A 13,557-nucleotide genomic window follows, 5' to 3' on the forward strand; every position below is an offset into this window, starting at 1 on the left:
ATCAGAGCTCCACCCCGAATGCCCGGGTAACCCTCAGTGCGCTGCGCACACCGTCTTCGTGGAAGCCATTGAACCAGTAGGCACCGCAAAAGTGGGTGCGGTTCCGGTTACCGATGTCATCGTAGCGCTCCTGTGCGGCAACGGCGTCCAGAGTGAAGACGGGGTGATCGTATTCAAACCGTTTGATCACCTTTTCCGGATTAATATCCCTGCTTCGGTTCAGGGTGACGCAAAAGGTTTCCGGCGCATCGTCGAAGTTCTGAAGAACATTCATGTTGTAGGTTACAGATACCGGTTGGGTACTGTGTTCCGGGATCATGTAATTCCAGGCGGCCCAGGCTAACCGGTTGGATGGCAGCACGCTGGCGTCGGTGTGTAATACCACATCGTTCTTCTGGTACGCGATGGCTCCGAGAATGCTTCTCTCGTCGTCGGTGGCGTCGTCCAGCATGGCCAGGGCCTGGTCACTGTGGCAGCCGAAAATGACCTGGTCAAAACGATGTTCCTGTCCGTTGGCCATCAGGGTAACGCCCTCGTCATCCCGTTTTACGGAAGTTACCGGGCTGTTCAGATGGGTGCGTTCGCCCAGCTTGTCCATCATCCGGTTTACGTAGGTAGCCGAACCTCCGGAAATCACTCGCCAGGTGGGCCGGTCATCCACAGATAACATGCCGTGGTTGTTAAAAAATTGTAGAAAAAACCGGATTGGGAACTGTTCCAGCACAATCTCCGGCGCAGACCAGATAGCCGCGCCCATGGGGACAATGTAGTAGTTTCGGAAGTACCGGCTGTAGCCGTTGCGGTTCAGATATTCCCCGAGTGTTTCGCCGTCCGGAATCGTGCCGGCGGCCAGGTCGGCACGGGTTTCCTTGTTGAACCGGAGAATCTCCCGGATCATTTTCAGGAACTTCAGATTAAACAGATTCCGGCGCTGGGCGAACAGGGTGTTCAGACTGGTGCCGTTGTACTGCAGTCCACTGGCATGGCAGTCCACGCTGAAACTCATGTTGCTCACTTCAGAGGCCACCCCGAGCCGATCCATCAACTTGATGAAGTTGGGATAGGTCCAGTCGTTGAACACAATAAAACCGGTATTCACCGGCCAGGTGCGACCACCAGCTTCAACCTGTTCCGTGTTGGTGTGGCCTCCGGCATAGTCGCCGGCTTCAAACACATGCACATCGTGCTTGTCGGCCAGCAGCCAGGCGGCTGTTAAACCTGATACTCCAGCGCCAATCACGGCAATTCGCTGACGTTCCTGATTCATGCAAGGTATTTCCTGTGGTCAAACTTCAATGATCGGTTTTACGGGCCATGGAGGCGGCCATGCGGTCGATGACTCCCCGGGGCAGGGCGGCTAGCAGCTTCAGGGACCAGGTAAAGCGTTTCGGGAACGCGATTTCGTTCCGGCCTTTCTCAAGCCCTGTGCGGATTCGTCTAGCCGCATCCCCGGCTGAGATGATGAACGGCATGGGAAAATCGTTTCGGTCCGTCAATGGCGTTTTGACAAACCCCGGGGATACCACCACCACCCGAATCCCCTCGGCCGCCAGATCAGCTCTCAGTGACTGGGCAAAGTAGGTAAGTGCCGCCTTGGAGGCGCCATAGCCCTCAGCACGCCCGAACGGAAACCACCACGCCGAGGAACTCACAATCACCAGCGTCGCCGGTTTACCTTTGGCACGGGTTGCCCGCAGCGCCGGCAGGGCAACATCCAGGCAGCGTGCTGTGCCGATCACGTTGGTGGTCACGTTGTTGGCAATGACATCGCTGTTGTAGTCCGCGACTTCCAGATACTCACAGGTACCGGCGTTCAGAATGACCATGTCCAGGTCGCCAAAGTGGTCAAGCTGCGACTTGACCCCCTGCAAGTCATTCTTGCTGGTGGTGTCCGCAGCGGCGGCGGCTATCTGGTTCGGGAAGGTTTGCAACAGCTCATCCAATGGCTCCTGCCGGCGGCCGGTCACAATCAGTTTGTGACCGGCACCGGCGAGTTCGTGAACCAGGGCTTCGCCAATACCGGATGAGGCGCCGGTTAACCAGATGTTGCTGGGTGATGACAGCAATTGGCTCATCCCGCCTGCTCCTTTACCCAACGAATCATGCGGCCCAATACGGGCAGGTTTTCATACAATAGCTGGCCGGCATCGAAATAGTCCCGGTGATAACGAACTTTTCCGTCCCGGATTTCCAGATGACTGATACCCTCCACAAACACCGGTTTGCCGCCGCGGACACGCTTGTGTTGAAGCTCCATTACCCAGGGCAGGCTGCACCAGCATTCCTGAATGACCGGCTCGTGGAAACGGAACTGGCAGCGGATAACGTTGCCGTAGGCACCCGCCATGTATTCGGTTAGTTGATCAAGGCCATGCACCCGGCCAAAAGGATCCTGAAACTCGATATCCTCGCCGTATACCTGCTGGAGCTTGTTGAGATTGCCTTTGTCGAGCGCGTTATACAGCGAACAGAAACGGTCCAGTACCACGGGCAATCCTGAATCCGGTGCCCCGACTTCAATGGCAGAGGCAGACGTCGTCATGAGCGGTTCCTCCTCTTGTGGTCCAGTTCCCGGGTCTCTTTCTGAATATGAGCCGGAATCGGATTGAGATCCCAGATGATGCCCAGCTTGGAAAGCAACCACAGGCCGTACCAGGTGACATCAATTTCGTACCAGCGGAAACCCTGGCGTACCGATTGCGGCCAGCGGTGGTGGTTATTGTGCCAGCCCTCGCCCAGGGTGATCAGAGCCAGCCAGAAATTGTTGCGGCTGTCGTCATCGGTCTCAAACCGTCTTTTACCCCAGACGTGTGACAGGGAGTTGATCGAAACCGTTGCGTGAAAAAGCACCACGGTTGATATGAAGAAACCCCATACCAGGAGCTGAAGCCCGTTGGTGCCGAGCTCGGGCGCCCACAGGGCCAGTGCCTCGCCAAACAGGTAAATAGCAACCGCGAACGCGGCGGGTATTAGAGAGTCAAAACGGTTGATGAACCTGAGTTCCGGGAATTTCAGCCAGTCGCGCACCCTGCGTTCATCCATCGCAAAGCCCGCATCACAGGTGAACCATCCCATATGGGACCACCAGAACCCGCCCTGGTGTGGTGAGTGCAGATCCTGCTCATTGTCCGAGTGCTGGTGATGATGCCGGTGGTGCGCGGCCCACCACAAAGGACCCCGCTGGGCCGCGCTGGCCCCCAGAATGGCAAACGCGAACTGTGCAGGCCGGCTGGTTTTGAAGGTTTTGTGGGAGAAATAGCGATGGTAGAAGCCCGTGATCGCGAACATCCTTACCAGGAAGAATGCAACGGCAAAAACCACTGCGAAGGTACTGACACCGGTGTAAAGTGCCAGCAAACAGGCAAGGTGGAGAGCGATGAAGGGCAGGACTCGTACCCAGTTAAAGGTGCGGGAGCCCGTATCCAGGTGATCTGATCCAGCTTCGGAATCGAACCATCTCAGAATGTTTGTTAACCAACTATTTACTCGGGTCATATACAACCATGCGTGAAGTAACATCAGACACCACATCAATACGCAGCATCGCGGTTATTGGTTCAGGGCTGGCGGGGCTGACGGCTGCAATTCTTCTTGGCGATTCGGGCCATAATGTCCGGGTATTCGAGAAAAGTCGCGGCCCCGGTGGTCGTCTGGCGTCCAAGCGCGTAGCGAACGGCTCCACCGATATCGGCGCGCAATACTTCACTTCCCGCAATCCCGGCTTCACCCGGTTTCTGGATCGCTGGGCCGGGCCCCAGAGCTACCAGAGCTGGAATGCCCGGTTCGGCTATCAGACGGAAGGGGGCAGCTGGCAGGCGTTTCCGGAGGAACACCGGTTTGTCGGTACTCCGCGAATGACGGCCATCTCCCGGGCTCTGTCTGAGCACATTACGCTGGAGTCTGGGGTTCGGATAGCCCGGCTGTCAAAACACCGTTCCAAATGGCAGCTCACCGATACCGAGGGTCAGCACTACGACGGCTTCGATCAGGTCGTGATCACGGCGCCACCGGCGCAGGCTCGGGAACTGTTGCGGGACAGCGGGCTTGAAGCGATGGCGGAAGGGCTGGCTGAGCACGTGGATAATATCCTGCCTTGCTGGGCGATAGCTGCCCATTTTAATCGTCCCGTTGATTTCCCGTTCGATGCTGCGCGCCCCAACTCGGACGTGTTGTTCTGGGTGGCCAACAACTCCTCCAAACCCGGCCGGGAAGACGAGGGCCAGTGGTGGGTGCTGCACGCCAACCCTGGGTGGACACATGAACACGTGGATGACGCTCCGGAAAGCATTGCTGAAGCTCTGCTGGCGGAATTCAAGGCACTGACCGGGCATGAGGAGGCTCCGGATGACTGGGTACCTCATCGCTGGCTGTACGCACGCTCGTCGGAAGCCGGCGATAACCCCGGCTATCTGTTCGACCAGAATATCGGCATTGGCCTGGCAGGCGACTGGCTGGCGGGCGGCCGGGTTGAAGGCGCCTGGGAAAGTGCCTCGGAACTGGTGCAGGCAATGGACCAAAACCCTGAGCCGTAAGTGCGGCTACTCCATGAGGTCCGAGGGAGCTTTTTCTGCGACCTCCGGCCGCCGGTAGAAATGGGTGATGGTGCCGTCGCCGAATTTTGAGAAGAAGGCACTCACTTCGGTGATTTTCCTCAGGCTGCGCTCCCGGGTGATCGGGTTCTTCACCAGCACCTTGATGCCGTTGAAGTTGGCCTGAATGTTCGAGAAGCGAGCCTTCATGGAGCAGGTCACCACGTTGTCGGGGTTAATGCCCAGCTCCGATGCCAGCCAGCGGCTGTGATTCAGGATTTCGGTCTTGTCCAGATTCTCCCGGGTGTCGACGTGGTCCAGCTTTACCCGGTTCACAATGCAGAACGAGTAGCTCCTGGGCTCCCGGCGGGCAACCTTGCGGAAGGCTTCCCAGAAAAAGTTATCGGTCAGCTCCGCAAACCATTTCATATTGCTCAGACAGGTATCTACCCAGTCGAAACTTTCCGGGTCCTCCAGCACTTCGTTAATGGCCTCCCGCAGCAACCAGTCGAAGCCCAGAGCGGTCTTGTGCGCATATACCTTGCGGTACATCTGGTGGCGGCTGTACACGAAGTCTTCCAGGGCGCCCAGGCCTTTCTGGGTAATCGCAAGCCCCATCCAGGGTTCAGAAACGTCCCAGCCGAACCGCAGGTTGCTCAGCAGGTGATCGAGATTGAAACCGCCGATGGTGACCGAGCTGTGGAAGCCGTCCCGCAACATATAATCGGCCCGGTCGGCATCAATTTCCCCCGAAACAATGGAGGACAGCAGGCCCATCACCAGCTGCGGTACATCCCGGGGCGGGATAGTGCCGGCAATGGCATCATCACCAGCGATAAATTCCCAGAAGGTCTGGGCGTGGCGGCAGAAGGTTTCGCTGGGCGTAACATCGGTGGTTTCCATAATGCCGATGACATCGATGGCAGCCAGCCCGGCGCTCTCCAGATCCACAGACGAGAGTACGTCATGGGCGACTCGAACAGAGTAGTGTTCATGCTCCAGCTCTTCCGGTTCACTGGCGTGGTAGGCAGAATAGTCGACGCCTTCCCACAAATCCCGGAACCGTTCAGGACGAGACATCAGGTCGCGAATCTTCCGGGCCTGGGTGAACTGATGGGAGAAACTGGAGTGGCCGCTGTCGTGCAGCAAGCAGCCAAGCCGGATGGTTTTGGCGAGGTAATCAATGGCATCGAGCTGGCTCAGGCTGAGATCGGTCTGCTCACTCAGCTGTCGTTCCCGAAGGTAAGCATCGATCATGGCCCGGAACATCCGCGTGCCCACATGCATCACCCCGATGCTGTGCAGGAAACGGGAATGCGTGGCGCCGGGGAAAACCAGGCTCAGAATGTCGTTCTGGCAGATGTTGCGCAAGCGCTGGAACAGAGGGTGGTCAATCACCTGGATTTCGTGCCGGTAGAGCGGGATACCGCCATGCACCGGGTCCATGATCAGTTTGTCATAGGCTCCGAGCAGGTCATTAACGGCACGTCTCATGGTTACAATTCTCCCAAAATGATGATTGCGGCCTTGTTATATCACAGGGGCATGCCAGAATAGGCCATATAAAGCCTTTTTTCTTTACCGCTGGTAGTTTAGGGCAACCGACATGACCTCGCGCACCGAGCGCATTCTGATAATTGACGCCGATGAACAGGCCCGCGCCGATCTTTCACGTTATCTGGAGGCGCGGGGGTTTTACGTAACTGGTGCGGCAGGGGTAAACGCTGCCCGAGGATTGTTCGACGACAACATCCCGGATGTCATCTTCGCAGATCTCCCTCCAGAGGCCATCAGAGACCTGTCCCGGCGCCTTGATGAGACAGAAAGTTTCACGCCGATAGTGGCCTGCACCAGCAGCCAGTCCAGCGCCGATGTGGTCCAGGCCATGCGGGCCGGAGCCGCCGATGTCGTGCTCAAACCCTGCAATGACGACCGCAATGCACTGGACGACGTTATCGGCAAGTTGTTTGACCGGGTCAGGGTAAACCGCCTGAACCAGCTGTATCGGCAGGAGCTGGAGGAAGCCAACCGGGACTTGCGCAACGGTATTTCCGAGTTAAGGGCAGACCAGAATGCCGGCCGCAAGGTGCAGCTTAAAATGCTGCCAGATCACCAGCTCACGCTTTCCGGGCTTAGCGTTGACTACCTCATCAAACCGTCTCTGTATCTCAGCGGCGATTTTCTCGACTATTTTCGCATCAGTGAAGACAAGGTGCTCGTGTACATTGCCGATGTTTCGGGCCATGGAGCCAGTTCCGCGTTCGTTACGGTGTTACTGCGAAATCTCACCAATCGTTTGCAGCGGAATCTTCGGCGCCAGTCCAGTGAGGACATCCTGCACCCGGAACGCTTCCTTGAACGGATCAACTCGGAGCTTCTGGATACCGGGCTTGGCAAGCATGTCACCGTGTTTGTTGGCATCATTTCAACGACTGAACGTACATTGAGTTATGCGGTCGGGGCGCATTTCCCGATGCCCATTCTGTCTTTTGAAGACGGTGAAACCCGATTTCTGGAAGGCAGCGGGCTGCCGGTAGGGCTGTTTGAAACGCCGGAATGGGAACTTTACCAGGTGAAGCTGGACCGACCATTCAGGCTTTTGTTGTTCTCCGATGGCCTGCTGGAAGTGATCCCGGCCAAATCTCTGGATGAAAAGGAGAACAGACTACTTGAACTCGTTTCAGGAGGTAGTCACACTATCGCATCGCTGAGCGACGCTCTGGAGCTGGATCAGATCTCGGAGCTGCCTGACGATATCGCGATAGTATCGGTAACTGATACCATAAACGGGTCAGATAACACGTCGTCGACTTAGTGGCAGTGTGAAAAATGGCTGGTTATAAAATCCTGCAAGCAGAACAGCAGGGAATATACGTCCTGAAGTTTATTGGGGAAATCCGGCTGAACCTGTGTTCGACGCTGGACAATCTGGTTGAGTCCATAACCCGTGATCCGGCATTCAAGACCGTGGTTATCGACCTCACCGAAACCGAAATCATCGACAGCACGACGCTTGGCCTGCTGGCCAAGATTGCGCTGGCGGCGCAGAAACAGAGTCATTTTCTGCCAACGCTGATTTCCACCAACCCCGATATCACCCGCATTATTACGTCCATGGGCTTCGACAAGATTTTCATTATTGTCCGTGAGCCAGCTTCCCGAATTGAAGAACTCGAAGAAATCCCCGTGCTCAAGGCGAGCGAACAGCAGGTTCGCGATAAAGTTCTTGATGCCCATAAAGTACTGATGGGCATGAATAGCCGGAACAGGGAAGAATTCAAGAATCTGGTACGGGCGCTGGAATGCGAGGAAACTGGCTGAAACGCCAGTCCTGCGCCGGGCCTGACCCTGACAGAAACAGAACGGAACGTTTATGCCTGATAACCCGATGCCCGGTAATCACGGGGCGAATTCCTACGATGTGGCAGTACTTGGCGGCGGCAGCTTCGGCACTGCCATGGCAAAAGTACTGGGCGAAAACGGCCACGTTGTGCACTTCTGGATGCGCGATGAAGCCCAGGCAGAGGAAATCCGCAGTACCCGCATTAACCGCCGGTATATGCCTGCCGTTACCCTAGAGGGCGATATTCAGCCGACAACAGACCTGGCCGAAGCCGTGCGCAAGGCGGAGATCGTGCTGGTTGCCATCCCGTCAAAAGCGTTCCGGTCGGTCATTCGCGAACACAGCAGCGCGTTCCGCGATGGCCAGATCGTCGTCAGCCTGACCAAAGGCATTGAAGAGCATGGTTTCAAGTTGATGAGCGAAATTCTGCTGGAGGAACTCCCCAGATGCCGCTCCGGCGTTCTGAGCGGGCCGAACCTGGCCGGCGAGATCGTCAACCGGGAACTGACCGCCACCGTGATCGCCGCGAAAGACCCGGATGTGCGCCGCACCGTGCAGGAGCTGCTGGGTTGTGAGTACTTCCGGGTATACGCCAATGTTGATATCTATGGTGTTGAGCTGGCCGGTGCACTCAAGAATATCTACGCCATTGTTGCCGGCCTGGCCTCTGCCCTGAACATGGGCGAGAACGCGAAGGCCATGCTGATTACCCGTGGCCTGGCCGAAATGAGCCGTTTCGCGGTTAGCCTTGGCGCCAACCCGATGACCTTTATGGGCCTTGCGGGTGTTGGTGACCTGATTGCCACCTGTACCTCCAGCAAAAGCCGGAATTTCCGGGTTGGTTATGCCATTGGCAAGGGCCAGAAGCTGGAAGAAGCCGTGCAGGAGTTGGGGCAGGTGGCCGAAGGTATCTATACCCTGAAACTGGTACGGGAAAAATCTGAGGCTATTGGCATCTACATGCCTCTGGTACGGGGGCTTTACGAGATTCTCTATGAAAGCGCTTCCATCAATGCGGTGATCAACAGCCTGATGATGGCCGTGCAGAACTCTGATGTGGAGTTCATTCTGCCGCGCACCATTACCCAGTGACCCGGGATTGTCATCCGGAAGGAGAGGCACGTGCATCTGATTGTTATGCGCCATGGTGAGGCCGGCTGGCATTCGCTGGATCAGGAGCGTGAGCTGACCGAGGCGGGTCGCCGCGGCGTGGCAGCCGTGGCGGCGCAAATTGCCTCTTCCCCGTGGCGTCCCGCCCAGATCTGGTCCAGCCCCTATGTTCGGGCCCGGCAAACCGCCGCGATTGTGGCGGAAGTGCTGAATTGCCCGGTCCAGGAAAAAGCCTTTATCACACCCGATGACGACCCTGGCCGTTGTCTGGATGAGCTTCTGGACAACCAGGTTTCACCATTGATGCTGGTTTCCCACATGCCATTTGTGGGTAGCTTCTCCACTCTGTTGGTGGATGGCCATCGGCAGGGCATTCCCTTTATGACTTCTCAGGCTGTACTGCTGGATATGCCTGTAGTGGGGCCAGGCTGCGCCGACTTGAAAGCCCAGTTTCTGCCCTGATCTAATCAGTACATCACTCATTTCTGATACTGAACGAACCTATGTACAGTTTTCTCATTGATTACATTGAGCCAGTCTTCCGGCCGCCCAGCGAGGCGAAATCGCTGATTCTGCCGGTGACTAATGGCTGTTCCTGGAACCAGTGCACCTTCTGCGAGATGTATACCCAGCCCCAGAAGAAATTCCGGGCTCGAAAGCCCGAAGACATCAGGGCAGACATCGAGAAAGCAGCAGGGGCATTTGGCGACGTGCGCCGGGTTTTCCTGGCCGATGGAGACGCCATGGTGCTGCCCACCCGGCGCTTGCTGGAAATAATCGCTGACTTGAAGCGAGCTTTTCCCGGCCTGGAACGCGTTTCCAGCTACTGCCTGCCACGAAACCTGGCGAAAAAATCGGTTGAAGAGTTGGCGCAGCTCCGGGAAGCCGGCCTGAAAATCCTCTATGTGGGCATGGAATCCGGCGACGACGAGATTCTTCGGCGCGTTAACAAAGGTGAAACCTGGGAATCCACTCGGTCGGCCCTGGTGAAGATCCGGGAAGCGGGCCTGGTGAGCTCGGTGATGGTGCTCAATGGTCTGGGCGGTGAAACTCTTTCACGGCAGCATGCCATTAACACTGCCACACTGTGCAATGAAACCCAGCCCGATTACCTGTCTACCCTGGTGGTCAGCTTTCCACAGGGTGAAGAGCGATTCCGCGAGGGTTTCGGGGCGGATTTCGTGCCCCTGGGCCAGCAGGCCCTGTTCGAGGAAATTCGTGTGTTTCTGGAGCACCTGGAACTGGACAACACCATTTTCCGAAGCGATCACGCCTCCAATTACCTCGTGGTCAAAGGAACGTTGGGCCGCGATAAAGACCGCCTGCTGCAGCAGGTAAACATGGCCATTACCCAGCCTGGCGCTGTGCCTCTGCGGGCAGAATGGATGCGTGGGCTCTGATCAGGGAGAAAACGATGAACCGGACACCCGATGACATTGCCAAATCCCTCGAAGACGCCGGCAAGAGCAGGGATCTGCCACCGCTGGATAAATGGCACCCCGAACTTTCCGGCGACATGGATCTGGTGATCACCCGGGATGGCCAGTGGATCTTCAAAGGTGAGCCCATCGCCCGGGAGGCCACGGTAAAGCTGTTCTCTACCATTCTCAGGCGGGAAAGCGATGGAGAGTACTACCTCGTTACGCCGGTCGAGAAATGGCGTATCCGGGTTGACGACGCACCACTGCTGGCCCATGGCCTGGAAGTGAAAGGCGAGGGCGCGGAGCAGGTTATTAGCCTGGCCACCAACATGGGCGAAACCCTGGAGATTGGCGAGCAGCACCCGTTACATGTGGGTTCCTACCCCGAGACGGGCGAACCTCGACCAGTTATTCATGTGCGCCACGGCGTTGAAGCCCGGCTGGTTACCTCGGCGTTCTATGACCTCGCCGAACTGGCCGAGGAAACCGAAGCGGCGGGAAAAACCGTGTACGGGGTGCTTAGTCACGGAAAATTCTGGGAAATCGGGCAGGGCGGTTGAAAAGCGCCTGACCACCCCAATGAATAAGGTAGAAAACGCAGTCTGTCACTTGTTAAACTGTGGTTTCTTACTTGTTATCGAGCCTGGCTCTCTAACGAGGCCCGGTGGTCGTTAGTCCCTCTGTGCAGTCTGGCTGTTCACGATCACTTTCGATTGCCTACAATCTAAATACACAGTCATTGCGACACGCAAGGAGATCACATGGCCCAACCTCGTGTTGTCACCATCCATTACACGCTCACTAACGACCAGGGAGAGCAACTCGATTCCTCCCGCGTAGAAGGCCGTGAGCCACTGGCATACCTGGAAGGTGCACAGAACATCATCGGCGGACTGGAAAGTGCGCTGACCGAGAAGAACGCTGGCGACCAGGTTAAAGTTTCCGTAGAGCCAGCTGAAGGCTACGGTGAAGTAAACGAAGAGCTCATCCAGCCGGTTCCGCGCTCTGCTTTCGAGGGCGTAGACACCATCGAGCCAGGCATGCAGTTCCAGGCACAAACTCCGGGCGGCCCCCAGGTCGTTCGTGTAGTAGAAGTTGGCGACGAAACCGTTACCATCGATGCCAACCACCCGCTGGCGGGCCAGACTCTGCACTTCGACGTTGAAGTGGTAGAAACCCGCGAAGCAACCGACGAAGAGCAAGAGCACGGCCACGTGCACTGATATGCCTTCTGATGGTTGATCAGAAAACGGCACCTTCGGGGGCCGTTTTTTTATGCCCGGAATAATCTGCGAGCATAAAAAAAACCGGGGCAAGCCCCGGTTTTCTGAAACAGTGATCGTGGATCACATGTTCGGGTAGTTCGGACCACCGCCGCCTTCCGGCGTTACCCAGGTGATGTTCTGGGCAGGATCCTTGATGTCACAGGTCTTGCAGTGAACACAGTTCTGGGCGTTGATCTGGAACTTTTTGCCGCTGCCGTCGTCTTTCTCGACCACTTCGTATACGCCGGCCGGGCAGTAACGTTGCGCTGGCTCGTCGTACTTTGGCAGGTTTTCTTTCAGCGGAATTTCCGGGTCGGTCAGCTTCAGGTGAACCGGCTGATCTTCCTCATGGTTGGTGTTGGAAATGAACACCGAGGACAGGCGGTCAAACGTCAGCTTGTTATCCGGCTTCGGATAGTCGATCTTCTTGCACTCAGACGCCGGCTTCAGGGTGGCGTAGTCCGGAGTCGTGTCGTGGAAGGTGATCGGCAGGCTGCCGCGCAGAATGTTCTGCTCGAAGAATGCGATGGCACCGCCGACGATATTGCCGAACTTGTGCATGGCCGGGCCGAAGTTACGCTCGGCGTAAAGCTCCTTGTACAGCCAGCTGTCTTCGAAACGCTTCTGGAAGCTGGTGATTTCCTCACCGGATTTACCTTCCTTCAGGGCCTCGAATACGGCTTCAGCGCCCAACAGGCCGGATTTCATGGCGGTGTGGGAACCTTTGATCTTGGAGCTGTTCAGGGTGCCGGCATCGCAACCCAGCAGCAGGCCGCCCGGGAAGCTCATCTTCGGCAGGGCGTTGTAGCCACCCTTGGCGATTGCACGGGCGCCGTAGGCAACACGCTTGCCACCTTCCAGATACTTCTTGATTTCCGGATGGTACTTGAGACGCTGGAACTCTTCGAACGGGCTCAGGTGCGGGTTGCTGTAGGAAAGATCGGTGATCAGACCAACATAAACCTGACCGTTTTCCAGGTGATACAGGAAAGAGCCGCCGGTGGAGCCGGATTCGTTCAGCGGCCAGCCGGTGGTGTGAACTACCAGGCCTGGCTCGTGTTTGGCCGGGTCGATGTCCCACAGTTCTTTGATGCCGATGCCGTAGTGCTGCGGATCCTTGCCTTCGTCCAGCTTGAAGTCGTTGATCAGGCGCTTGCCCAGATGACCGCGACAGCCTTCAGTAAACAGGGTGTACTTGGCGCGCAGTTCCATACCCGGCATGTAGCCGTCTTTCTCGGAACCGTCACGGGCAACGCCCATATCACCGGTGATAATGCCTTTTACCTGACCATCTTCAACGATGGTTTCTGAAGCGGCAAAGCCCGGATACACTTCAACACCCAGCTGTTCGGCCTGCTCAGCCAGCCAGCGGCAAAGGTTGCCCAGGCTGATGATGTAGTTGCCGTGGTTGTGCATGTTCTTGGGCACAAATGCATTGGGTACTTTGGTGGCCTTTTCCTGATTCTTCAGCAGGAAAATGTCATCCCGGGTAACCGGGGTATTCAGGGGGGCGCCTTTCTCTTTCCAGTCCGGGAAGAGTTCGTTCAGGGCCGTGGGCTCGAATACGGTGCCGGCGAGGATGTGCGCGCCGATCTCAGAACCTTTTTCAACCACACAAACGGTTAGTTCTTCGCCGGCTTCCTGCGCCAGTTGCATGACGCGGCAGGCTGCCGACAGGCCCGCAGGGCCGCCGCCGACGATCAGAACATCAAATTCCATCGATTCGCGTTCCACGTTGGTCTCCTCAAACAGCTTTTAATGGATATTGTTTGCCCGCAGGCCTCATCAGGGGCGCCATCATACCGGTAAAAATGCGTATAGACGACAGCCCAAAACCGCTCAAAACGGCTATTTGTCCCGAAAGGATAACGCATTTGAAGAATCAAACA

Annotated in this window: 14 protein-coding genes; 8 read left to right on the top strand and 6 right to left on the bottom strand. The window is 56.8% G+C overall.

The window, feature by feature from the left end:
- Position 1 precedes the first annotated feature (1 nt).
- From Q669_RS03195 to Q669_RS03210, 4 genes are read right to left on the bottom strand one after another with little or no spacing between them, the layout of a single operon-like run.
- Positions 2 to 1,267 (bottom strand): NAD(P)/FAD-dependent oxidoreductase, encoded by a 1,266-nt coding sequence (locus Q669_RS03195; RefSeq protein ID WP_022991221.1) that lies wholly within the window; start codon positions 1,265 to 1,267, stop codon positions 2 to 4.
- A 25-nt stretch (positions 1,268 to 1,292) separates the two neighbouring features.
- Positions 1,293 to 2,075, bottom strand: a complete 783-nt coding sequence (locus Q669_RS03200; protein WP_022991222.1) for an SDR family NAD(P)-dependent oxidoreductase — start codon at positions 2,073 to 2,075, stop codon at positions 1,293 to 1,295.
- Positions 2,072 to 2,542, bottom strand: a complete 471-nt coding sequence (locus Q669_RS03205; protein ID WP_022991223.1) for a nuclear transport factor 2 family protein — start codon at positions 2,540 to 2,542, stop codon at positions 2,072 to 2,074. The genes Q669_RS03200 and Q669_RS03205 overlap by 4 nt, the downstream gene beginning before the upstream one ends.
- Positions 2,539 to 3,495: an acyl-CoA desaturase gene (locus tag Q669_RS03210; protein ID WP_022991224.1), complete on the bottom strand. Its 957-nt coding sequence runs from the start codon at positions 3,493 to 3,495 to the stop codon at positions 2,539 to 2,541. Before Q669_RS03210 ends, Q669_RS03205 begins: the two co-directional genes overlap by 4 nt.
- Before the next feature lie 8 nt (positions 3,496 to 3,503).
- Here Q669_RS03210 and Q669_RS03215 point away from each other — a divergent pair, with 8 nt between their 5' ends.
- Positions 3,504 to 4,532: an NAD(P)/FAD-dependent oxidoreductase gene (locus Q669_RS03215; RefSeq protein ID WP_022991225.1), complete on the top strand. Its 1,029-nt coding sequence runs from the start codon at positions 3,504 to 3,506 to the stop codon at positions 4,530 to 4,532.
- 6 nt (positions 4,533 to 4,538) lie between these two features.
- Here Q669_RS03215 and Q669_RS03220 read toward each other — a convergent pair whose 3' ends face one another.
- Entirely contained in the window at positions 4,539 to 6,023 is a 1,485-nt protein-coding gene (locus tag Q669_RS03220) for an HD domain-containing protein (RefSeq protein WP_022991226.1), read from the bottom strand.
- A gap of 112 nt (positions 6,024 to 6,135) precedes the next feature.
- Here Q669_RS03220 and Q669_RS03225 point away from each other — a divergent pair, with 112 nt between their 5' ends.
- The 7 genes from Q669_RS03225 (at position 6,136) to Q669_RS03255 (ending at position 11,626) form a co-directional block, all read left to right on the top strand.
- A complete protein-coding gene (locus tag Q669_RS03225; protein WP_022991227.1) occupies positions 6,136 to 7,344 on the top strand; it encodes a PP2C family protein-serine/threonine phosphatase in 1,209 nt (402 codons plus the stop codon).
- A gap of 14 nt (positions 7,345 to 7,358) precedes the next feature.
- Positions 7,359 to 7,850: an STAS domain-containing protein gene (locus Q669_RS03230; RefSeq protein WP_011784965.1), complete on the top strand. Its 492-nt coding sequence runs from the start codon at positions 7,359 to 7,361 to the stop codon at positions 7,848 to 7,850.
- A 52-nt stretch (positions 7,851 to 7,902) separates the two neighbouring features.
- A complete protein-coding gene (locus Q669_RS03235) occupies positions 7,903 to 8,964 on the top strand; it encodes an NAD(P)H-dependent glycerol-3-phosphate dehydrogenase (RefSeq protein WP_022991228.1) in 1,062 nt (353 codons plus the stop codon).
- Between the two features lie 30 nt (positions 8,965 to 8,994).
- Positions 8,995 to 9,444, top strand: a complete 450-nt coding sequence (locus Q669_RS03240) for a SixA phosphatase family protein (protein ID WP_022991229.1) — start codon at positions 8,995 to 8,997, stop codon at positions 9,442 to 9,444.
- 41 nt (positions 9,445 to 9,485) lie between these two features.
- The gene (locus Q669_RS03245; RefSeq protein ID WP_022991230.1) at positions 9,486 to 10,382 is read left to right on the top strand and encodes a radical SAM protein; all 897 of its coding nucleotides are present in this window, start codon (positions 9,486 to 9,488) and stop codon (positions 10,380 to 10,382) included.
- Between the two features lie 14 nt (positions 10,383 to 10,396).
- The gene (locus Q669_RS03250; RefSeq protein WP_022991231.1) at positions 10,397 to 10,963 is read left to right on the top strand and encodes a DUF1285 domain-containing protein; all 567 of its coding nucleotides are present in this window, start codon (positions 10,397 to 10,399) and stop codon (positions 10,961 to 10,963) included.
- A 201-nt stretch (positions 10,964 to 11,164) separates the two neighbouring features.
- Complete coding sequence (locus tag Q669_RS03255) at positions 11,165 to 11,626, top strand: FKBP-type peptidyl-prolyl cis-trans isomerase (protein ID WP_011784960.1); 462 nt, start codon at positions 11,165 to 11,167, stop codon at positions 11,624 to 11,626.
- A 123-nt stretch (positions 11,627 to 11,749) separates the two neighbouring features.
- On the opposite strand, the gene Q669_RS03260 is transcribed toward Q669_RS03255, so the two are convergent.
- The gene (locus tag Q669_RS03260; RefSeq protein WP_022991232.1) at positions 11,750 to 13,402 is read right to left on the bottom strand and encodes an electron transfer flavoprotein-ubiquinone oxidoreductase; all 1,653 of its coding nucleotides are present in this window, start codon (positions 13,400 to 13,402) and stop codon (positions 11,750 to 11,752) included.
- Positions 13,403 to 13,557: the final 155 nt, after the last annotated feature.

The sequence above is a fragment of the Marinobacter sp. C1S70 genome (genome assembly GCF_000475355.1).
GTDB classification, from domain to species: domain Bacteria; phylum Pseudomonadota; class Gammaproteobacteria; order Pseudomonadales; family Oleiphilaceae; genus Marinobacter; species Marinobacter nauticus.